Origin of the sequence: Microbulbifer sp., from assembly GCF_036563125.1 — a bacterium.
Lineage (GTDB): Bacteria > Pseudomonadota > Gammaproteobacteria > Pseudomonadales > Cellvibrionaceae > Microbulbifer.
In genome coordinates, this window is record NZ_DATCMV010000193.1 from 1 (window position 1) to 22,073 (window position 22,073).

General features: G+C 62.5%; 18 protein-coding genes. 13 read left to right on the forward strand and 5 right to left on the reverse strand.

Annotation, left to right across the window (positions count from 1 at the left end; genetic code table 11):
• Positions 1–47 precede the first annotated feature (47 nt).
• Genes gatB through gatC form a run of 3 tightly spaced genes read right to left on the reverse strand, consistent with a single transcriptional unit; the run spans position 48 to position 3,302 of the window.
• Entirely contained in the window at positions 48–1,499 is a 1,452-nt protein-coding gene (gene gatB, locus VIL80_RS16470; protein WP_332037183.1) for an Asp-tRNA(Asn)/Glu-tRNA(Gln) amidotransferase subunit GatB, read from the reverse strand.
• 11 nt (positions 1,500–1,510) lie between these two features.
• The gene (gene gatA, locus VIL80_RS16475; RefSeq protein ID WP_332037184.1) at positions 1,511–2,965 is read right to left on the reverse strand and encodes an Asp-tRNA(Asn)/Glu-tRNA(Gln) amidotransferase subunit GatA; all 1,455 of its coding nucleotides are present in this window, start codon (positions 2,963–2,965) and stop codon (positions 1,511–1,513) included.
• Positions 2,966–3,014: 49 nt separating this feature from the next.
• Entirely contained in the window at positions 3,015–3,302 is a 288-nt protein-coding gene (gene gatC, locus VIL80_RS16480) for an Asp-tRNA(Asn)/Glu-tRNA(Gln) amidotransferase subunit GatC (RefSeq protein WP_332037185.1), read from the reverse strand.
• Positions 3,303–3,747: 445 nt separating this feature from the next.
• On the opposite strand from gatC, the gene VIL80_RS16485 reads away from it, so the two are divergent.
• From VIL80_RS16485 to VIL80_RS16515, 7 genes are all read left to right on the forward strand, one after another.
• Complete coding sequence (locus VIL80_RS16485) at positions 3,748–4,782, forward strand: rod shape-determining protein (RefSeq protein ID WP_105103606.1); 1,035 nt, start codon at positions 3,748–3,750, stop codon at positions 4,780–4,782.
• A gap of 122 nt (positions 4,783–4,904) precedes the next feature.
• On the forward strand, positions 4,905–5,768 hold the full coding sequence (gene mreC, locus VIL80_RS16490) for a rod shape-determining protein MreC (protein WP_332037206.1): 864 nt from the start codon (positions 4,905–4,907) through the stop codon (positions 5,766–5,768).
• Positions 5,769–5,772: 4 nt separating this feature from the next.
• Complete coding sequence (gene mreD, locus VIL80_RS16495; RefSeq protein ID WP_332037186.1) at positions 5,773–6,252, forward strand: rod shape-determining protein MreD; 480 nt, start codon at positions 5,773–5,775, stop codon at positions 6,250–6,252.
• Positions 6,253–6,507: 255 nt separating this feature from the next.
• Complete coding sequence (locus VIL80_RS16500) at positions 6,508–7,146, forward strand: Maf family protein (protein ID WP_332037187.1); 639 nt, start codon at positions 6,508–6,510, stop codon at positions 7,144–7,146.
• Positions 7,143–8,630: a ribonuclease G gene (rng, locus tag VIL80_RS16505; protein ID WP_332037188.1), complete on the forward strand. Its 1,488-nt coding sequence runs from the start codon at positions 7,143–7,145 to the stop codon at positions 8,628–8,630. Before VIL80_RS16500 ends, rng begins: the two co-directional genes overlap by 4 nt.
• Before the next feature lie 75 nt (positions 8,631–8,705).
• Entirely contained in the window at positions 8,706–13,061 is a 4,356-nt protein-coding gene (locus tag VIL80_RS16510) for a YhdP family protein (protein ID WP_332037189.1), read from the forward strand.
• A gap of 117 nt (positions 13,062–13,178) precedes the next feature.
• Positions 13,179–14,018 (forward strand): hypothetical protein, encoded by an 840-nt coding sequence (locus VIL80_RS16515; protein WP_332037190.1) that lies wholly within the window; start codon positions 13,179–13,181, stop codon positions 14,016–14,018.
• 193 nt (positions 14,019–14,211) lie between these two features.
• Here the strand turns inward: VIL80_RS16515 and VIL80_RS16520 are convergent, their stop codons facing one another.
• Both VIL80_RS16520 and ypfJ read right to left on the reverse strand, forming a co-directional pair.
• On the reverse strand, positions 14,212–14,490 hold the full coding sequence (locus VIL80_RS16520) for a peptidylprolyl isomerase (RefSeq protein WP_332037191.1): 279 nt from the start codon (positions 14,488–14,490) through the stop codon (positions 14,212–14,214).
• A gap of 96 nt (positions 14,491–14,586) precedes the next feature.
• Positions 14,587–15,501, reverse strand: coding sequence for a KPN_02809 family neutral zinc metallopeptidase (gene ypfJ, locus VIL80_RS16525; RefSeq protein WP_332037192.1), 915 nt, complete (start codon positions 15,499–15,501; stop codon positions 14,587–14,589).
• Positions 15,502–15,686: 185 nt separating this feature from the next.
• On the opposite strand from ypfJ, the gene VIL80_RS16530 reads away from it, so the two are divergent.
• The 6 genes from VIL80_RS16530 to rlmH all read left to right on the forward strand — a co-directional run bounded on the left by VIL80_RS16530 (position 15,687) and on the right by rlmH (position 22,042).
• Positions 15,687–16,256: an LON peptidase substrate-binding domain-containing protein gene (locus VIL80_RS16530; protein WP_332037193.1), complete on the forward strand. Its 570-nt coding sequence runs from the start codon at positions 15,687–15,689 to the stop codon at positions 16,254–16,256.
• Positions 16,257–16,336: 80 nt separating this feature from the next.
• The gene (locus tag VIL80_RS16535) at positions 16,337–19,018 is read left to right on the forward strand and encodes a DUF2339 domain-containing protein (protein ID WP_332037194.1); all 2,682 of its coding nucleotides are present in this window, start codon (positions 16,337–16,339) and stop codon (positions 19,016–19,018) included.
• Between the two features lie 143 nt (positions 19,019–19,161).
• On the forward strand, positions 19,162–20,481 hold the full coding sequence (locus tag VIL80_RS16540; RefSeq protein ID WP_414684583.1) for a glutamate-5-semialdehyde dehydrogenase: 1,320 nt from the start codon (positions 19,162–19,164) through the stop codon (positions 20,479–20,481).
• Positions 20,478–21,164: a nicotinate-nucleotide adenylyltransferase gene (gene nadD, locus VIL80_RS16545; RefSeq protein WP_332037195.1), complete on the forward strand. Its 687-nt coding sequence runs from the start codon at positions 20,478–20,480 to the stop codon at positions 21,162–21,164. Before VIL80_RS16540 ends, nadD begins: the two co-directional genes overlap by 4 nt.
• Positions 21,165–21,196: 32 nt before the next feature.
• Positions 21,197–21,559: a ribosome silencing factor gene (rsfS, locus tag VIL80_RS16550; protein ID WP_332037196.1), complete on the forward strand. Its 363-nt coding sequence runs from the start codon at positions 21,197–21,199 to the stop codon at positions 21,557–21,559.
• A gap of 6 nt (positions 21,560–21,565) precedes the next feature.
• The gene (rlmH, locus tag VIL80_RS16555) at positions 21,566–22,042 is read left to right on the forward strand and encodes a 23S rRNA (pseudouridine(1915)-N(3))-methyltransferase RlmH (RefSeq protein WP_332037197.1); all 477 of its coding nucleotides are present in this window, start codon (positions 21,566–21,568) and stop codon (positions 22,040–22,042) included.
• Positions 22,043–22,073 lie beyond the last annotated feature (31 nt).

Sequence of the window (22,073 nt, forward strand, 5' to 3'; positions counted from 1 at the left end):
AGATCAGAGGCAGATCAGAGGCAGATCAGAGGCAGATCAGAGGCAGATCAGAGCAGGGCGTCGAGCTTGTTTTGCAGGATCTCGTTGATCATCTGCGGGTTCGCCTGGCCCTTGGAGGCTTTCATGATCTGGCCCACAAAGAACCCCATCATTCTCGGGCGCTTGTCGGGATCGGCGTTGCGGTAGTTTTCCACCTGTGCCGCGTTTGCGGCGATTACATCATCCACCAGCTTTTCGATGGCGCCGGTATCGGTCACCTGCTTCAAGCCTTTGGCTTCGATCACCGTATCCGCATCGCCCTCGCCATTCGCCATCGCCTCAAATACCTGTTTGGCGATTTTGGAGGAGATGGTGTTGTCCTTGATGCGCGCGATCAGTCCCGCAAGTTGCTCGGCCGTTACCGGAGAATTTGCGATGGATTTTTCCTCGCGGTTCAGCAGCGCGGCAAGCTCACCCATCACCCAGTTCGCCGCCAGTTTCGCTTCGCCGGACTTGGCGGCCACCTGCTCAAAATAATCCGCGGTGGCGCGCTCCTGGGTCAGCAGGTCGGCATCGTAGGCCGAGAGGCCGTAATCGCTTTCAAAGCGCGCGCGCTTGGCATCCGGAAGCTCCGGCAGCTCGCCGCGAATCTGTTCGATGTACTCGTCGGACAGCACCACCGGCAACAGGTCCGGACAGGGGAAGTAGCGGTAATCGTTGGCCACTTCCTTGCTGCGCATGGAGCGGGTTTCGTTTTTGTCGGCGTCGTACAGACGGGTCTCCTGCACCACCTTGCCGCCGTCCTCGATCAGGTCGATTTGGCGCTGGGCTTCCACCTTGATCGCCTTCTCAATGAAGCGGAAGGAGTTCAGGTTCTTGATTTCCGCGCGGGTGCCGAGCTTTTCCTCGCCTTTCAAGCGCACGGAAACGTTGGCGTCACAGCGCAGTGAACCCTGGGACATATCGCCGTCGGAAATGCCGAGATAGGTGACGATGCTGTGGATCTTTTTCAGGTAGGCCACGGCTTCTGCGGCGCTGCGCATATCCGGCTCGGATACGATTTCGATCAGCGGGGTGCCGGCGCGGTTGAGGTCGATACCGGACATACCGTGGAAGTCTTCGTGCAGGGATTTTCCTGCGTCCTCTTCCAGGTGTGCGTGGTGCAGGCGCACGGTCTTGCTGCTGCCGTCTTCCAGATGAATTTCGATCTGGCCTGCGCCGACGATCGGCTGTTCCAGCTGGGTGGTCTGGTATCCCTTGGGCAGGTCCGGGTAGAAATAGTTTTTGCGCTCGAATACCGAGCGCTTGCCGATTTCCGCATTCATCGCGAGACCGAACATCACCGCATAGCGGAAGGCCTCTTCATTGGGGACCGGCAGGGTACCGGGCATGGCGAGATCAATCGCGCACGCCTGGGTGTTGGGCTCGGCACCAAACGCGGTGCTGGCGCCGGAGAAAATTTTTGATTGGGTGGCGAGTTGTACGTGTACTTCCAACCCGATGACGACTTCCCATTCCACGTCGCGTCTCCTTATTTTGCTGCCGGGGCGATTTGCTGGTGCCAGTCACTGGCCTGCTGGAACTGGTGTGCGACATTGAGCATGCGCGCCTCGTCCAGGTAATTGCCAATGATCTGCAGGCCAACGGGCAGGCCGTGGGCGAAACCGCAGGGGATGGACATGCCGGGCAGGCCGGCCAGGTTGGTGGCGATGGTGTAAATGTCTTCCAGGTACATGGCTACCGGATCGGCATTTTTTTCGCCGAGCTTGAACGCCGGGTTCGGCGCGGTGGGGCCCATGATCACATCGACCTTCTGGAAGGCGTCGACGAAGTCCTGCTTGATCAGGCGGCGCACCTGCTGGGCCTTGTTGTAGTAGGCATCGTAATAGCCGGCGGACAGGGCGTAGCTGCCCACGAGAATACGGCGCTTCACTTCCTCGCCGAAACCCTCGCCGCGGGAGCGCATGTACAGGTCGCGCAGGTCCGCCGGATTTTCGCAGCGGTAGCCGTAGCGCACGCCGTCGAAGCGGGACAGGTTGGCGGAGGCCTCCGCCGGCGCAATCACGTAGTAGGCGGGTACCGCCAGCTTGCTGTGGGGCAGGCTGATTTCCACCAGTTCCGCGCCGAGTTTTTCATAGGCCTGCAAGGCTTCCTGCACCCGTGCGCCAACCTCGCTGTCGAGACCCTCGCCGAAGTATTCGCTGGGCACGCCGATCTTCAGGCCGGCGATGGAATCGTTCAGGTTGGCGGTGTAGTCCTGCACCGGGCGGTTCAGGCAGGTGGAGTCCTTGTTGTCCGGGCCTGCCATTACCGACAGCATCAGCGCGGCATCTTCCGCGGTGCGCGCGATGGGGCCGCCCTGGTCGAGGCTGGAGGCAAACGCGATCATGCCCCAGCGGGACACGCGGCCGTAGGTGGGTTTCAGGCCGGTGGTGCCGGTCATGGCCGCGGGCTGGCGAATGGAGCCGCCGGTGTCGGAAGCGGTGGTGCCCGGTACCAGTTGTGCGGCCACCGCCGCGGCGGAACCGCCGGAGGAGCCGCCGGGAATCCGGGTTACATCCCAGGGGTTTTTCACCGGGCCGTAGAAGCTGGATTCGTTGGAGGAGCCCATGGCGAACTCGTCCATATTGGTTTTGCCGAGGCTGACGGCGCCCGCCTGCAGGAAGTTTTCCACCACAGTGGCGTCGTAGGGCGACACGAAGTTGTCGAGCATTTTCGAGCCGCAACTGGTGCGCACACCGCGGGTGCAGAAAATGTCCTTGTGGGCGATGGGCACGCCGCACAGGGCCGGCGCGTCGCCCTGGGCCAGGCGCGCATCGGCGGCGGCGGCCTGCTGGATGGCCTGCTCGCCGGTGACGGTGATAAAGCTGTTGAACTGGCTGTCCAGCTGTTGGATGCGCTCCAGCAGGTGGCTGGTGATCTCGACGCTGGAGAACTGCTTGTCGCGCAGGCCGCGGATAATCTCGGCGATGGTCAACTGATGCATGGGAAATCCGGTTTCTTGTCTATTCTGTAGTCGCTTGCGGGCTGGCCGGTCAGTCGATGACTTTGGGTACCAGGTACAGGCCCGCTTCGGTCTGGGGCGCCAGGGCGAGGAATTCCTCACGGCGATTGGGCTCGGTGACCTGGTCGCGGCGCAGCACCTGCACCTCGTCCAGCGGGTGCGCCATGGGCAGCACGCCATCGGTATTCACCGCCTGTAGCTGGTCCACCAGCTGCAGTACGTCGCCGAGGCGGCTGCTGACTTCATCAATGGTTTCTTTGGAGATGGCGATGCGGGCCAGTTCGGCCAGCTTTTCAACGGTTTGCGCGTCCACGGCCATGGGGATAGAGACTCCAGCTTCTCAAAGGCTTGCTTGCGGCCGTGCCCGGTGGGCCGGGTGGCCGGTGGAAAATAAGGGCGCAAATTTAGCATGTTTGCGGGGGAAACTCCGCATTAGTAGTCATAAGTTGTTCTGTACCAGTACCGGCACCTCTGGATATGGACGCATTGCTCGTTCTGGCATGTGGACATTATTCAGCCTTGCTCTGAACCCGCGCCATTGTTAGAGTTTGCCGATTCTGGCCAGGTGCCCCCTCGGCGCCGGCTTATTTGACGGAGATCGGGCGAAAACGCTGCCCGGAACACAGAATAATTTGCGCGGACTAACTACCCTGTAACGCTTTCCCCAGCCGGGAGCGCTATCGGGCCGTGTGTCGGCGCTCTGCGGCACCTGAACCCAATTCCGCTTCGGGTGTTGTACATCAGATTTAAGGTAACCGAATTCCATGTTTAAACGTTTGCGGGGCATGTTCTCCAGTGATCTCTCCATCGACCTGGGTACTGCCAATACGCTGATCTACGTGCGCGATCGCGGCGTAGTGCTCGACGAACCCTCTGTTGTTGCCATCCGCCACTACAACGGCACCAAAATCGTGGAAGCGGTGGGTGTGGAGGCCAAGCGCATGCTGGGTCGTACCCCCGGCAACATCACCGCCATTCGCCCGCTGAAAGACGGTGTCATCGCCGACTTCCAGGTGACCGAGAAGATGCTGCAGCACTTTATCAAGAAAGTGCACGAAAACAGCTGGATGCGTCCGAGCCCGCGGGTTCTGGTGTGTGTGCCCTGTCAGTCCACCGAGGTCGAGCGCCGCGCGATCCGTGAATCGGCCCTCGGCGCCGGTGCCCGTGAGGTATGGCTGATCGAGGAACCCATGGCCGCGGCCATCGGTGCCGGTCTGAAGGTAGAGGAAGCCAGCGGCTCCATGGTGGTGGATATCGGTGGCGGTACCACCGAGATCGCGATCATCTCCCTGAATGGTGTGGTCTACTCCGATTCCGTGCGTATCGGTGGCGACCGCTTTGACGAGGCCATCGTCAACTATGTGCGCCGCAACTACGGCAGCGTGATCGGCGATGCCACTGCCGAGCGCATCAAAGAGGAAATCGGCTGTGCCTACGCCGGCAGCGAAGTGCGCGAGATCGACGTGCGCGGCCGCAACCTGGCCGAGGGTGTGCCGCGCAGCTTCACCCTGAACAGCGACGAGATCCTCGAAGCGCTGCAGGAGCCGCTCACCGGTATTGTGCAGGCGGTGAAAAGTGCACTGGAACAATCTCCCCCCGAGCTGGCTTCCGATATCGCCGAGCGCGGTATGGTGCTGACCGGCGGCGGTGCGCTGCTGCGCGACCTGGATCGCCTGCTGATGGAAGAATCCGGTCTGCCGGTGATCGTCGCCGACGACCCGCTGACCTGTGTCGCCCGTGGCGGCGGCAAGGCTCTCGACATGATGGACAAGAGCCGCCTGTACCTGGTCACCAACTGATCTGGTTACTGTCTGCTTTGGCGGCGCTCAGGGATGCAGGAGTGCCGCCGCATCACCGCGCATGGAATTAGCGCCACAGCCAATAACAACATCATTGCTGAGCAGGTCGATGGGGGCCGCCCATTAAACCGTTATTTACTCGAGGTCCGTCGCCGGAATCCCGCATCGTGGTGCTGGGACTGGTGGCGACCGCGCTGATTCTGGTCAATCTCTACACCGATTGGCTGGACCCCGTGCGCGAACGCCTCTCCAGCCTTGCCGCACCTTTCTACTGGATTACCGGAACGCCGTCCCGTGTGGGCGACTGGGCGGAAGACCAGCTGCGCACCCGCGAAGAGCTGGTGGAAGAAAACAGCCGTCTCAAACACCAGGTCATGCTGCTGGAGCAGCAGACCCAGCTGCTCGCCGCGGTTCGTGCCGAAAACACCCAGCTGAAAGAGTTGATGAACTCCGCCGAGAGCGTGGACCAGCGGGTGCTGGTGGCGCAGGTCATAGGTGTTTCCCCGGATCCCCTCGAACATGTGTTGATCATCGACAAGGGCCGCAGCGACGGTGTTCGCGATGGCACCGCGATCATGGACGCCAGTGGCCTGCTTGGCCAGGTGGTCGAGGCGGGGGATTTCTCCAGCCGTGTACTGCTGATCACCGATGCCAACCATGCACTGCCGGTGCAGGTGCTGCGCAACAGTCTGCGTGCGGTGGCCGAGGGTACCGGCGACCTGTACCGCTTGAAACTTCGCCACCTGGCCAACACCAGCGATATCCGCGAGGGCGATCTGCTGCTGAGCTCGGGGCTCGGCGGCCGCTTTCCGGCCGGTTATCCGGTGGGAGAAGTGATTGCGGTCAAGCGCGACCCCGGCAAGGCCTTTGCCGATGTGGAAGTGCAGCCCCGCGGGCTGATGAACCGTAGCCGCTTCGTGCTGGCGGTAATCGGCAATGAGGACATTGACCCGACACAGGGCTTCGTCCCTGGGGCGCGGGATTAATGCCATGGAAGCCCACAATCGCTGGTTCATCCTGCTGACCTTTGTTGTCGCCCTGTTGCTGGCGGTGATGCCGCTGCCACCCAATTGGCTCTGGTTCCGTCCCTCCTTCTGTGCCTTGCTGGTCATCTTCTGGACCACCCGCATGCCGGAAAATCTGGGGGTGGGTTTTGCCTGGCTGATGGGATTGCTGGAAGACCTGGTCACAGGATCGACCCTGGGTGCCCACGCCCTGTCCCTGGGGGTGCTCGCCTATTTCAGCCTGCTCACCTATCGCCGCACTCGCGCGTTCAACCCCGGGCAACAGCTGATGTGGGTGTTCGTGCTGGTGGGTATCAACCAGTTGCTGGGAAACTGGGTGCACGGCCTTGCCGGCAAGACGGTGCCGGGGCTCACGTTCCTGTGGCCGGCCTTGACCACCGCGCTGCTGTGGCCACTGGTGACGCCGTGGTTGGGTGGAATGGCGTCGCGACTGCGGATTCGCTGAAAATCTACTGCGCGAGTGCCTGGCGGCGTCCGGCGGTGCTCGGAATGCTCATGTACTGAGTGTACATTCCGCTTCCTGTGCTCCGGCGGCCACCACCAGCCACCCGCTCGCTACGATTTTTAACTGTGCCCGAGATTGCCGTCGGCAAATTAGTGTTAAGTCGCGCCGTAGGCGCGGTTATTTTTCGAGCGGGGCCGCTATAATCAGGCCTTTAGCCGAACCCATTGCCCGAATTCATAACGATAAGTAGAACCCGTGCCAGATCCAGAATCTACACAGCGCCTGATCCTCGCCTCCGCATCGCCGCGGCGGGCGGAGCTGTTGCAGCAGATTGGGGTACCGTTTTCGGTGGCCGCCACCTCGGTGGAAGAGCGCCGCGGTGTCGATGAATCGCCGCGGGACTACGTCCTGCGCCTGGCGCAGGAGAAGTCCCGCGCCGGTCTCGCGCTGGCACAGCAGCACGCTGGTGCCGACGCAGCTTGGTCCCTGGGGGCGGACACGATTGGTGTCGTGGACGACCAAATCCTGGAAAAACCCCGCGATATCGCCGATTTTACCCGCATGATGCGCCTGATGTCCGGCCGCGAGCACTCGGTGCTCACCGCGGTGTGCCTGTGCGGGGGCGAGGGCGAGTACAGTGAAGTAGTGGAGACCCGGGTGCGCTTTCGCGAACTGGATCGCGCGCTGATAGAAGGTTACTGGAACACGGGAGAGCCGCAGGACAAGGCGGGTGGTTACGGGATCCAGGGCATGGGGGCTGTGCTGGTGGAATCCATTCACGGCAGTTACAGCAATGTGGTGGGGTTGCCTCTGGAGGCCCTGGTGGAGTTGCTGGAGCGGGCGGGCATCGCCTATTGGCAGACAGGGATGACATTGGGAGCGACCTGCCCGTGAGCGAAGAATTATTGATCAACGTGGCGCCAATGGAAACCCGGGTGGCGCTGGTGGAAAACGGCGTGCTGCAGGAGGTTTACCTGGAGCGCACCGCGCGCCGCGGCATCGTCGGTAACATCTATAAAGGCAAGGTGGTGCGGGTGCTGCCGGGCATGCAGGCGGCGTTCGTGGATATTGGCCTCGAGCGCGCCGGGTTTATCCACGCCTCGGATATAGCGCCGCTGGACGAGCACGGCATGGAGTCCCGCGAGGGTGAAGTGGCGGACATCCGCGCGCTGGTGCGCGAGGGCCAATCGCTGGTGGTGCAGGTGGTGAAAGACCCCATCTCCAGCAAGGGCGCGCGTCTCACTACCCATCTGTCGGTGTCCGCCCGCTACCTGGTGTACATGCCGCAGACCCGCCATATAGGCATTTCCAACCGCATCGAAGATGAAGGCGAGCGTGAGCGACTGCGCGCGCTGGTGGATCTGGCGGCGGCAAAGTTGGCGGAAGAGGGCCACAGCGGCGACGGCGGCTTTATCTTGCGCACGGTGGCAGAAGGTGTAAGCGAAGAGGAACTGCTGCGGGATATCCCTTTCCTGTACAAGCTGTGGAAGGAACTCGAGCAGCGCGTCAAGATCGAAAGAGAGCCTGCAATCATTTATGAGGATCTGCCGCTGTTCATGCGCGCACTGCGTGACCTGGCGCGGCCGCACACGGAAAAGATTCGCATTGACTCCCGCGAGGCTCACGCCCGCGCCGCCAAGTTCACCAGTAAATACGCGCCGGAAATCGCCCCGCGTATCGAGCACTACCCCGGCGAGCGGCCGCTGTTCGACCTCTACGGGGTGGAAGAGGAAATCCGCAAGGCGCTGCAGAACAAGGTCACGCTCAAGTCCGGCGGGTACCTGATTGTCGAGCAGACCGAGGCCATGAGCACCATCGATGTGAACACCGGTGCATTTGTCGGCCATCGCAATCTCGAAGAGACCATTTTCAAGACCAACCTGGAGGCGGCCACCGCCATCGCCCGCCAGCTGCGCCTGCGCAATCTCGGCGGCATCATCATCATCGACTTTATCGACATGCAGGATCCAGAGCACCAGCGCCAGGTACTGCGTACCCTGGAGAAAGCGCTGGAGCGGGATCACGCCAAGAGCAGCATTACCGGTGTGTCCGAACTGGGGCTGGTGGAAATGACGCGCAAGCGCACCCGTGAATCCCTCGGGCAGATGCTGTGCGAACCCTGTAGCGTCTGTGCCGGGCGCGGTACCCTGAAAACCGCCGAAACCGTGTGCTATGAAATCTTTCGGGAGATCATCCGCGAGGCCCGCGCCTACGACAGCGACAAGATCATGGTGCTGGCGAGCCAGGTGGTGATTGACCTGCTGTTGGACGAGGAGTCCGCCAACGTGGCGGATCTCGAGGAATTTATCGGTCGCCCCATCCAGTTCCAGGTGGAGCCCATCTACAACCAGGAGCAGTACGACATTGTACTGGTGTGAGTTTGCCACCGGCGCACTTAGCGGGCGCCGCCAGCGTGACGCCATCGTCAGCACCATCCCGGGAGGTGGGGCCTGATGTTGTGGCTGCGTTGGTGCGTCCGCAAGTTCTGGTTGCTGGTGGTCACACTGCTGATCTCACTCGCGATCCTGGTACAGACCGGGCGTATCCTGTCGCCCCAGGTTGGCAACTACAGCCCGCAGATCAGCCACTGGCTGTCTCAACGCCTCGGCGCACCGGTGGCGCTGGAGCATATTTCCCTGCGCTGGCAGGCACTGGAAGTGGCGTTGCAGATCGACGGCCTCAATATCGGTGCCGAGGGGCAGGTGAAACTGCAGCGCGGCCTTTTCCATCTCGACCTGCTGTCGAGCCTGTGGAACCGTGAACTCATCTGGAAGAACCTCGAGGTGGACGGCTTCTCCGCACAGCTGCAGCAGCGCGCGGAAGGTGGTTGGCAGGTACAGGGGTTCCCGCTGGCGAGCGCGGCGAGCCACGAGCAGAGTACCCACAACACCGCCGGCATGCGCCTCGGTGACCCCGCGCGTATCTTCCAGCTGGGGCCGAAAGTACTGGTGCGGGATGCCAGTCTCGGCCTGGTACTCAGTGACGGCCAATCCGCCAATCTCGACCTGCGGGAAATCCAGCTGGAGAACAGCGGCAATTTCCATCGCCTGGTTGCGAGGGCCTATGTCACCGGCGCCATGGAGAGCCTGCACCGCGGCGAAGAGAGTTTTCACCTGGTGCTCGAAGGCCGCGGCAACCCACGCCGCAGCGACGAATTTTCCCTGCGCGGTTACGCACAGTTAAACGAACTGATGGTAGATGCGGACCTGGTAGGGCTGCTGTACCAGCTTTCGCCGCTGCCGGAGAAACTGTACTGGCCCGGGCGCAAACTGGCCGGTGGTCGCCTGTGGCTGAGCTCCGATGCGAAAAACGGCTACAGCCTGCGGGGTGACCTGAGTCTCGCGCAAATGGCGGAGAGCGACGCCGGTGGCGAGCAGCAGAATTCTGACGCAGACAACCAACCCCGCGGTGCGCTGGAAACCCTGAGCGCGCTGTCGAGCAATATTTCCGGCCGCTGGCGTCCCGGTGAATCCTGGGAGCTGGTGCTGCAGGAGCTGGGGCTCAACTGGCAGCAGCTGGAAGTGCCCGCCGTCAACCTGCAGGCCAGTGGCGACCAGCAGGGCAATCTTGAGCTGGCGGTGGACCAGATTGAACTGCAGGCCTGGCACCGGGTATTGCGTGTGCTGGAACTGATTCCGGAAAAGGCCGACGAGTGGCTGCAGGCACTGGAGCCCACCGGCGAGCTCATGAACGTGCGCCTGGCCCGTCGCGCGGGCGACGTCAGTGTAGCCGCCAACCTGCAGAATGTGTCGGCAGGAGCACATATGGGGGCGCCAGCCGTCACCGGCGTCAACGGGTACGTCACCCTCAACGGCCAGGGCGGTCACGTTGAACTCGACAGCGGCAGGGGTTTTAGCGCGCACTTCCCGCTGCTGTATGAGGCTCCCTTCTCCTTTGATGCCGCCCGCGGCACCGTCGCCTGGGATATCGATCGCGATCACAACACCGTTTCTGTGTACTCAGGCCCGCTGACGCTGGACGCTGCCGCGGCCGAGCATGCGGAGTTCGCTGCAACACCTGCCGCCGGCGCCACTTCTGGCGCGAGCGCCTACCGCGGCCAGTTCCTGTTACAGATCCCGCTGACACCCCACAGCCGCGCCGCGGACTTTACCCTCGCCCTCGGCCTGCGCGATGTCGCCGTGGGCGAGCAGCACAACCTGGTGCCCACGGTGGTGAGTGAGGACCTGCGCAATTGGTTGAACCAGAGTGTCGGCAAGCACAATAAGGGCCGCATCCCCAGCGCCGGTTTCGTGTACCGCGGCTACAGCTACCGCGAAGGGGAAAATGAGGAACTGCTCGCGCTGGGGCAGCACGAATTCCGCCAGACGGTGCAGCTGCAGGCGGATATAACCGGCAGCAGCCTGAAATATGCCCCGGGCTGGCCGGCGGCGGAGAATGTGGACGGGCACCTCGGGATCAACGACCGCGATGTACTGGTGGCGGCGCCGCGCGCGCGGCTCTGGCATGTGGATGGTGCCAACGTCGCGGTGCGGGTATCGCCGCAGCAAACCGGGTCGCGCCTCGATGTACGCGCGGAACTGGCGGGCCCGGCTGCTGACGGACTCAAACTGCTGCGGGAATCGCCGCTGCGGGACAAATTGGGCTCGGCTTTCGACAGCTGGAAGCTGGGTGGGGATATGCAGGGTACCCTGCGCATTGTGCAGCCGCTCGGCGGCGCGGACTTCGCGCCCAGCCAGCAGATCGATCTGCAATTGAGCGATGCGCAACTGACCCTGCAGAACCTGAATCTCGATATCGAACACCTTAACGGCAATGTGCGCTACCACAGTGTCGACGGTCTTGCGGGTTCAGCTTTCCGCGGCCAGCTTTGGGGCCAGCCACTGAAGGCCTCCATCCAGCATCTGGGGCAGGGCGACGAGCGCGACACCCAGGTGGTGGTGCGTGGTCAGGCGGAGACCGCGAGTGTCGAGCGCTGGAGTGGGCGCCCGGAACTGCGGTGGCTAGATGGCGACCTCGACTACACCGCGCGCATCACCATTCCCGCCAGTGCCAAGCAGAAACCATACGGCGCGATCCTGGAGCTGCAGTCCGATCTGGAGCGGGTGGCGGTGAATCTGCCGGCGCCGCTGACCAAGCCCGCAGGAGAAAAGTCTCGGTTCGTGCTGCGGGTGCCGATTGGGGACCAGGGCAATCTCTATCACCTGAGCTACGGCGAGCATCTGCAGGGACAGATCTGGCAGGTGGACGGCCAGCTGGAGCGGGCCTCCATTGCCCTGAATGCGGAGGCCAAACTGCCGCCGTCACCGGGTATCTCGATCATCGGTGACCTGCCGCTGGTGGATCTGCAGCCGTGGCAAAGTGCGCTGGCGATCTATACCGGCGACAAGGCCGGTGCCGACAACGCCTCCGTCGCATCGCCCGAGTCCAAAACCGGGGGCACCGAGCCATCCGACGATAGCAATGCGGAGATGGCCGATTCCCGCCGTCTGCCGATAATCCTGGACCTGAGCACCGATCTGCTGCGGATTTCCGATTCCACCCAGATCGACAATATCCATGTAAGCGGTCGCGGAGTCGGTGAGGACTGGCAGTTGCAGTTCGAGAGTGAAACCGCCACCGGTGAGCTCAGCGGTATGCTGCACTCCAGTACGCCGCTCCAGGTCAAGCTGGAGCACCTGCGACTGCCGGCAATGGCGCGGGAAAAGGTGGCCGAGGGCGAAGCTTCCCCGGAGCAGGCCGCGCCGCCGGCGGATCGCTGGAAAGGGTTTGATTTTGCCAGCTTGCCGAAAGTGGATTTCAGTACCGACGAGCTGTGGCTGGGTGAGGAGTCCCTCGGTCCCTGGTCCTTCCGCCTGCGGCCATCGGCCGAGCGGCTGGTGGTGAGCGAAATTCACGGCGCCATGCGCGGTATCCGGATCGAAGGGCGCGGCGAAGCGGAAAACCGCCTGGGTGCGCAGCTGATGTGGATGCGCGATGAGACCGGCCGCGAGTCTTCGCAATTTATCGGCCGCCTGAGCGGTGAAAACCTCGGGGATGTGCTGCAGGCCTGGGGGCAGGAGGCGGCCATTGAAAGCCGCAGCGCGGTATTCGATACCGCACTGCGTTGGAGTGGTTCGCCGGCGATGGTGAACCCCAGCAGCCTCAACGGCGAGATCCGCATCGACATCCGCAACGGCCGCTTTATGCGCGCCAGTGACAACGCCGGCACATCGCTGCTGCGGCTGCTGTCGCTGTTCAATTTCGACACCTGGGCGCGGCGCCTGCGGCTGGACTTTTCCGACCTGGTGCAGAGTGGCCTGACCTTCGACCAGGTGCACGGTGAGGTTTATTTCGAGGGCGACGGCGAACTGTTGATCGCGGTACCGATCCAGGTAGTGGGGCCGACCAGCGAGCTACAGATGGCGGGCCGTGTGAACCTGCAGCGGGAAGACCTGAACCTCACCCTGGTGGCGACGTTGCCGGTGGGCAACAACCTGGCCTTCGTGGCCGCACTCGCCGGCGGCCTGCCGGCGGCGGCGGGGGTATACCTGATCAGCAAGGTGTTCAAGAAACAGGTGGATCGGGTGGCCAGCGTCAGTTACCGCATCAATGGCGAATGGTCCGATCCGGAAGTGCGTTTCGACCGGCTGTTTGACGACGGCGCTGCAGACCGCGAAGGCGAAAGTGCCGTGGCCGAGCGCAGGCAGTTAATCGAACAGCAGCAGCGGCAAAAGGCGGAGGCGGAAACGGTTAAACGCGCGTTCGAAGGCCCGGGTTCCGCCAGCACCAAGTTACCGGTCGGTGACGATTCCGGCACGCCGACCATGCCGACCGGTAAACCCCAGCAGTGGAGCCCGGTGGGCGCATAATTACCTCTCAAGCTGGTTAGTGGTTGCAAAAACCGAATAATTGTTCGATATTTGCGTTTCTCTAAACAAAAATAACGCCATCAAAAGAATAAACACGTTATCCGAGGTGCGTCGCCAATGACTGAGGTGGTCTCTTTGGCCGGAATTTCCGTAAACCGCTACACGCTGTTCAAGTTTTTCAAATACACCGTCTACTGTCTGCTGACATACAACGTCTACGCATTCTTTCTGGAAAATCACGCTGCCGTGGGCACGGTTTTCGCGGACGGGATTAGTCTTGGCAGGATCATTGAGGGGTATAACGATTTCATCGACACCCTGGCTTGGGTGCTGCTGCTGGTAGTGTTCGAGCTGGAAACCTGGGTGCTGTCGGACACCAAGCTGAAGGGCAGTACCAAGTGGCTGCTCAATGCAGTATCCGCCGTCTGTTACATCTTCATTGCCTATTCCTTTTACGGTTACCTGTCGGAGATGGTGTCGCTCACACACCTGTTGCCGGCGACCGGCAGTGCCTGTGACCTGGCGGCGAACGGCGGTTGGTCGATGGTGCTGGAGCAGGATGATTATGTTGCGCTCACTGCCGCGAACTGCGGTCAGCTGGCGGATGTGCACCTGCTGCGTCTGGCGGATGCGCAGATTGTCGGCGATGCGGCGGTGTGGCGTGAGATTCAGTGGCTGGCGTGGGTGGATGTGATCAACGCCGGTGCCTGGCTGTTTGTGGTGGCGATTCTGGCGTTCGATGTTTGGCTGCAGCTGCGCCACGAGCTGTCCGATGCGGTTATGCGCTACTCGCAGATTGTGAAGGGCCTGCTGTATTTCACCCTGCTGGTATGTGCCATTTACTGGGGCTTTAACGGCAGCTTCCTGGATTTCTGGGATGCCTTCCTGTGGCTGGTTGCTTTCTTCTTTATCGAGATGAACCTGTTCGAATGGCAGGCGGAGACCAGTGCGGAGTAAAGGTGGGCACTAATTGAGTTGGGTGGCGGTAGCGCTACCGCTACCGGGGGCGGGTTTGTGAGACACGGGCTAGGCGCCCCCCTCACCCCATCCCAGGGGGCTCTGCACTGCCATCCATGGCGGTGAAGGTCTCACAAACCCGTCCCCGGCATCACTACCTTCGCGAATAGCGTGAGCTTCAATTCGCTGAATTTTAAGAGCGGCTGGTCACTTCCAGCAGGTGATAACCGAACTGGGTTTTCACCGGGCCATGTACCTTGTTCAGTTCGCCGCTGAAAACCACCTTGTCGAACTCCGGCACCATCTGACCCTGGCCGAATTCACCCAGATCGCCGCCACTGCGGCCGGAAGGGCACTTGGAGTATTGCTGGGCGATTTTTCCGAAATCGGCGCCGTCTTCAATCTGCTTTTTCAGATCCAGGCATTGGGCTTCGCTTTCTACCAGAATGTGGCGGGCTGTTGCTCTTGGCACAGTAGTCTTCCTTTTCAAGTGAATGACAAAAATCTTGAGCGCGGAAGCATAGAGGCTGACACGCTCTGCGGCCAGACCAATAGTAAAGAAGTTTTGTTACTGCCCGGCCAGCGCGGCAAACGTATTGCACTTGTTCACGTCGCCAGTGGTGAAACCCTGCCTGAACCAGTAGGCGCGCTGCTCGGCGCTGCCGTGGGTGAAGGCATCCGGGGATACCGCGTGGCCGGAGCGGCGCTGCAGGCGATCGTCGCCCACCGCAGCGGCGGCGCGCAGGCCTTCTTCGATATCACCGGGTTCCAGCATGTTGCGGTCGCGGTGGGCGTAAAATGCCCAGACACCCGCGAAACAATCCGCCTGTAATTCCAGCATCACCGACAGGCGATTGGCTGTCACCTTGTCCGCGCGCATGCGCGCCTGCTGCACTTTCTCCGAGGTTCCCATCAGATTCTGTACATGGTGGCCCACCTCGTGGGCGATCACGTAAGCGAAGGCAAAGTCGCCCGGTGCTCCCAGCTGTTTCAGCTCGTTCAGGAAACTGAGGTCCAGGTACACCTTGGCATCACCGGGGCAATAGAACGGGCCCACCGCCGCGGTACTGAGGCCGCAGGCCGAGCGCACGGCATCGTTGTAGAGCACCAGCTTGGGCGTGACATATTGCGAGCCCGCCTGCTGAAACAGGTTGCCCCAGGTATCCTCTGTGTCCGCGAGCACCACCGACACAAACTGCGCCACCTCATCCTCCGGTCCCGCCTGGGTGCCCGGTGCGGTCTGGCTGTCTGGCCCCAGGCTCGGTGGCTCGGTGTGCCTGCTGCCGGAAAACAGATTGCCGCCAAAGTAGTACAGGGCTGCCAGCGCCAGCAGGATCAACCAGCCTTTTTTGCTGCGGAGGAGGAAGGGCGCCAGCGCCAGCAGGTTGCCGAGGCCGCCGCCCATGCCGCCACCGCCGCCGGGGGAGGGTTCTCCGCGGCGGTCTTCCACATTCGAACTTCTGCGACCCTTACGCCAGCGCATGGTGTACCTCTTGATTCACATCCGCGTATAGGTTTCAGCATAGAACAGCTGGCGCGGTTTTCTGTTTTACCTTCGTAACCTTATCCTTACGATGTAGGTAGCAGTGGTATCTTTGTCGCCTAATCGGGCCAATTCAGGACCCAATGGGCTGTGTATGACTTGATCTCGGGGCGGATATTTTGTCGTTGATTCCTCTTTTCCCTCTTCACATGGCGTTATTTCCCGGCGTGACCCTGCCGTTGCGGATCTTTGAGCAGCGCTATCTCCGCCTGGTTACCGAATCCCTCAAGACCGACACCGGCTTCGGCGTTGCGCTGATCCGCAGCGGGCGCGAGGTGGGGGCGGCGGAAGTCTGGCCGCTCGGGCTGTATGTGCGCATCGTCGACTGGAGCCAGGGCGAGGAGGGGTTGCTGCACATCGAGGTGGCGGGAGAATCACGCTTTCGCGTGCTGGAAACCTACCCCGAGGAAGATGGCCTGCTGATGGCGGATGTGGAATGGCTGCCGGATGAGGAGTCCCACCCGGTACCCGAAAGCTGCGACGGCCTGCTCGCGGTGCTGAACGAGCTGAAGCAGCACGCCGCCGTGCTGTCGCTCAAGTTTGCCCCGGTGGAAAGCGCCGAGGCGCTGTCGTGGCAGCTGGCGCAATTGTTGCCGCTGGACGACGCGGTGCGCCTGGAACTGCTGGCCAGCCACGATCCACTGGAGCGCCTCGCACATATCGCCGCCAATCTGGATCAGTGGGCCCGGCAGTAATTCCTCGCGACTTGCCTGTGAACCCGGCGGCGAAAAACACCAAGTACTGAAATAACCATAAACGGACGTTTTGCGGATATATGGATAATCTGGTTTTGCTCGGCGTGCTGCTGATTCTGACCGTGGTGGTCGGCTCCTTTATGGGTATTTTTGCCTTTGCCGAAGTTAAAAGCCTGCGCGGTGAGGTGCGCAGGCTGCGCGCCGCGATCGAGTCCGCGTCCGGTGCGTCTTCACAAACAGTATCTCCCGCCGTTGCACCTGCGGCGCCAAGCGTCGCGGCCCCTCCTGTAGTGATCGAGCCCGTTGAGTCCCCAGCGTCCATTGATGTGCCGGTACCCAGTCAATCCGCGCAGACAATCCGGCGCGAGCAGCAGGACCTGCCCGACCTGCACCAGGTGGCCGGCGATTTCACAGGGAATTCTGCCTCGCGCACGGTGCTGCCGCTGCGGGAGAGCTTCTGGGAGCGCGTGCAGCAGAACTGGATGGTGTGGCTGGGCGGTGCCTGTGTTGCGCTGTCCGGTATTTTTCTCGCGCGCTACGGCATCGAGCAGGGGTTGCTAGGGCCGCGGGTGCGGGTGGCGCTGGGGCTGATCACCGCGCTGGCGCTGTACATTGCCTCGGAAGTGCTGCGCCGCAGAACCGGCGGCAGCCATCCCGCCTTTGCCGCGCTGGCGGGTGGTGGCGCGATTACCGCGTTCGCCGCCATCCTGTCGGCGGTGCACCTGTATCACTTGTTCGAGCCAGGCCTGGCGTTCGGCATGCTGGCGGTGGTGGCGCTGGTCACCATGTGGCTGGCGCGGTTGCACGGCCCGGTACTGGCGGCCATCGGCATGCTCGGTGCCTATTCGGTGCCGATACTGGTGTCCTCCGGTGGCGGCAATGTTGTCGGTGCCATGGGGTACGCGCTGATCATCACTGCCTCGGTGCTGCTGTTGTTGCGCCATGTGTATCGCAGCTGGCTGTGGCTCGGCCTGCTCGCCGGCGCGCTGCTGTGGTGGCTGATTTCACTGCTGGGCCAGCAGGCGGATGGCTGGCGCGGTCCCTACCTGGCGGCACTGGCTTATCTGCTGCTCTCCGTGGTGCCCGGTGACTGGTTGCTGCAGCGGAGTGCGGGTGGCAGCGAGGGCGATAATAGCCCCACATTCGGCAGAATTACCCCGCTGTTGCTGCCCAGTCTGCTGCTACTGGTGGCCGCGCAGTGCCTGTCGATTTTCCGCGAGGGCTGGCCGTCCGCGTCTCTTGCTTCCGCGCTGTGGGCCTGGAGCCCGCTGGCCCTGGTGCTGCTGTTGGCCGCACGCCGCCGTGTACCGCTGGCACCGCTGCCGTGGCTATTGCTGCTCGGGCAGCTGGCGGCGTGGATGGCGGGGCGGCTCGACCGGTGGCAAGGGCTGCCCGTGCAGCTGCGGCCACTGCCGCCGGAGCAGCAGGGCGTGTTCCTGGTATTTCTCGCGATGACCGCCGCACTGTTTTCCGCTTTCGCCCTGTTCAATTACCGCAAAGGGGTGGCGCGTTTCTGGTGGGCGTCGCTGGCGGTGATGGCTCCGTTGCTGTCGTTGCCAGTCGGTTATTTACTGGCTCGAGATGGGTTGCCGCTCTACTGGTGGTGCCTGTACGCGGCGGTATTTGGCGCCGTGTTCCTGTATCTCGGCAGCCGCGGTGCGGGGCGCGACTGGCACAAGTCCATGGTGGTGTGGCTGTTCATCGGCGGGCATTTTGCCTACAGCCTGGCGGCCTGTCTGTGGCTCGAGCAAGCGAGCCTCACTCTCGCGCTGGCGCTGCAGGCGGTATCGCTGGCCTGGATCATCCGCAGGTTCGAGGTGCCGCCACTGGGCTGGCTGTTGAAGGGGGTGTTGCTGCTGGTGGTGGTGCGCCTGACCCTGAACCCGTGGCTGTTGAGTTACGGCGATGACAGCCACTGGTCGCTGTGGACCTACGGTGGTTCCGCCCTGTGTGCCTGGCTCGCCACCCGCATCCTGCGCGTACCTCATCCGGCGCTCGCGTCCTGGGCCGAGGCGGCGGCGCTGCACCTGCTGGTACTCACGCTGTGGGCCGAAAGCCGTTACTGGCTGTACGACGGCCACGCCTTTGCCGCGCGCTACAGCTTCACCGAGGCAGTGATCAATATGTGGCTGTTTACCGGCCTGGGGCTGGTGTACTACCGCAAGAGCCTGCTGGCCGACAGCTTCTCCCGCTGGTACGACGGCTACGGGCGCCTGCTGATACTGGCAGCGGCGGCCAACTATGCGGGGATACTATTCAATACTGCCTTCAGCGAACCCTGGGCCTGGCATTCGGTATCTGAGCGACCACTGCTGAACATGTTGCTGCCAGCGTTCGCCGGCCCCGCGCTGCTGGCGTGGCTGGTGAGCCGCTGGTACCTGCCCGGGGCGCGACGGCCTGCGGGGCTGCTATCGGCGCTGGCCGCGTTCATCTGGATTTCGCTGGAGGTGCGCCACCTGTGGCAGGGGAGTATTCGCCTGGATACCGCCACCACCACCGGCGAGCTGTACACCTATTCCGCTGTGTGGCTGGTACTGGCGGTGGTGGCCATCCTGTTTGGCAGCTGGCGCGGCTGGCGCAGCTGCTACCGCGCAGGTATGGCGGTGCTGGCGCTGGTGATTGTGAAACTGTTTCTGGTGGATATGTCCGGGCTCGAGGGGCTGCTGCGGGTGGCCTCGTTTATGGGTATGGGGCTGGCGCTGCTGGGGATCGCCTACCTGCATCAGAAGCTGGGGCGTGTCAGCGCCGCGCGGAGCCCATAAACCCATTTCTTGGGGGCAGTATTCCCGCGAGGTTACGGTATACTGCGCGGCCATTTTCCGGGGGCGTTTTTGTGCGCGTCCGGAAACCGGGTAGGATCGAGGCAGATCCATACGTTTTTGCGTACATTGAATGGAGATCAGTAGTGAACAGTATCAGTGACGGTGCCACCAGAACCGGTCAGGCAGATGGACAAGCAGACGGACAAGATAGTACCGAAGCCACCATGCAGGCCATGGGCCGCGCCGCGCGCGCCGCAGCCCGCCTGATGGCACGTGCTGATACCGCAAGCAAGAACGCCGCCCTGAAGGCTATCGCCGCGGAGCTGGATGCCCAGCGACCGCAACTGGCGGCGGCCAATGCCAAAGATATGCAAAAGGGCCGCGACAACGGCCTCGACGCTGCGCTGCTGGACCGTCTGGAACTCACCGATACCCGCATCGACGCCATGATCGAGGGGCTGAACCAGATCGCGGAACTGCCGGACCCGGTGGGTGAGGTGAGCGACCTGAAATACCGTCCGAGCGGTATCCAGGTGGGCAAGATGCGCGTACCGCTCGGTGTGGTGGGGATTATTTACGAGTCCCGCCCCAACGTGACCATCGACGCCGCCAGCCTGTGTCTCAAGTCCGGCAACGCAACGATTCTGCGTGGTGGCAGCGAGGCGCTGTATTCCAACGGCGCCATTGCCGCCTGCATCGCCGCCGGCCTGAAACGGGCGGGGCTGCCGGAAACCGCAGTTCAGGTGGTGGATACCACCGACCGCGCCGCGGTAGGTGCACTGATTTCCATGCCGGAGTACGTGGATGTGATCGTTCCCCGCGGCGGCAAGGGGCTGATCGAGCGGATCAGCCGCGAGGCGCGGGTGCCGGTGATTAAGCACCTCGATGGCATTTGTCACGTATACCTGGATGACCGCGCCGACCCGGAGAAGGCGTTCAATATCGCACTGAACGCCAAGACTCACCGCTATGGCGTGTGCAACGCCATGGAAACCCTGCTGGTGGCCGAGGCGGTAGCGGCGGAGTTCCTGCCGCGACTGGCGAGCGCCTACATTGATAAAGGGGTGGAGCTGCGCGGTTGTGAAAAGACCTGTGCCATCCTGCCCCAGGCACTGCCGGCCACCGAGGAGGACTGGGCCACGGAATATCTGGCGCCGGTACTTTCCATCCGGGTGGTGGCGGAGATGGATGCGGCAATGGACCACATTGCGCGATACAGCTCCGGGCATACGGAATCCATCGTCACCGAGGACTACAGCCGCGCGCGCCGTTTTTTGGCGGAGGTGGATTCCAGTTCGGTGATGGTCAATGCCTCCACCCGCTTTGCGGACGGCTTTGAATACGGGCTGGGCGCGGAGATCGGTATCAGTACCGACAAGATCCACGCGCGCGGACCGGTGGGGCTCGAGGGCCTCACCTCACAGAAATGGATCGTGTTCGGGGACGGACACATCCGCCAATGAGTCACTCTTCGCCGGTGCTGCCACATTCGCTAAAGGCTCAAGCTTCGTTGAGGACTCTGGCACTGTTTGGCGGCACCTTTAACCCGGTGCACTTCGGCCACCTGCGCATGGCGCTGGAACTGAAAGAGGCGCTGGGCTTTGACGAAATGCGCCTGCTGCCCTCCCACCAGCCGGCGCACCGCGCCGAGCCGGGGGTGAGTGCCGAGGCGCGGCGCGAGATGCTGGCGCTGGCACTGGAGGAGTGTCCCGAGCTCGTGTTGGACGATCGCGAACTCGAACGGGATGGGCCCACCTACACCGTTGACACTCTAGAGGGGCTGCGCGAGGAGTTGGGGGAGGAAATCTCCATCAGCTTCTGTATGGGGCTTGATTCACTGCTCGGCCTGCCGGGCTGGCACCGCTGGGAGCGGCTGGTGGAGCTGGCGCACCTGGTGGTGGTAACCCGTCCCGGCTGGCAGATGCCGCGGGACGGTGAGGTGGCGGAACTGTTGGCCCGCCATCGGGGGACCATGGACGACATTCGCGGGCAGGCTGCCGGACGCATCCTGGTGCGGGAGCAGACTCTGCTGCCGATCTCCGCGACAGGTATCCGCAACCTGATCGCCAGCGGCCGCTCGGCGCAGTTTCTGCTGCCGGAGCGGGTACTTAACTACATTCAGATTCATCAGCTCTACCGGAGCTAAAAGCAGGGGGGTCGCCCCCAGATACAGGTGTTATGACTGATCTCAAGACAATTGCCGTAAACGCACTGGAAGACCTCAAGGGCCAGGACATCACTGCCCTCGACGTATCCGAACTCAGCGATGTGATGGAAACCCTGATCATCTGCACGGGCACCTCCAACCGCCAGGTGAAGTCCCTGGCCAACAATGTGGTGGAAGATGGCAAAGAGGCCGGCTTCCGCCCCATCGGCGTTGAGGGTATGGAAACCGGCGAATGGGTGCTGGTGGACTACGGTGACGTGGTGGTGCACGTGATGCAGGCGGAAACCCGTCGCTTCTACGACCTGGAAAAACTCTGGTCCATGACCCCGAACACCCGCAACAATGCGGATGGCAGCGATCCACACCGGGACTGATCTTCGGTGAAAATCAGGATACTGGCGGCGGGTGGCAAGATGCCCGCCTGGGTGCAGGAGGGCTATGGCGAGTACGCCAAGCGCCTGCCCCGGGAACTGACCCTGGAAATGGTGGAAATACCCCTCGGCAATCGCGGCCAGAAGAACGCTGCGGCGCTGGTGGAAAAGGCCCGCCAGAAAGAGGGGGAAGCCATGCTCGCGGCCATTGGCCCGCGGGATCATGTGGTGGCACTCGAGGTTACCGGCAAGGCCTGGAGCACCGAGCAGCTGTCGCAGGAACTGGCGGGCTGGCAGATGTCCGGCGATAACGTATGCCTGCTGATCGGCGGCCCCGATGGCTTGTCCAAAGAGTGCCTGGCGCGGGCCAACCAGAAATGGTCGCTGTCGGCACTGACCATGCCTCACCCGTTGGTGCGGGTGCTGCTGGCGGAACAGCTGTACCGCGCCTGGACTCTGCTGGCCGGGCATCCCTACCACAAATAATTATTTGAAAGATCGCTGGCGGTCGGTATTT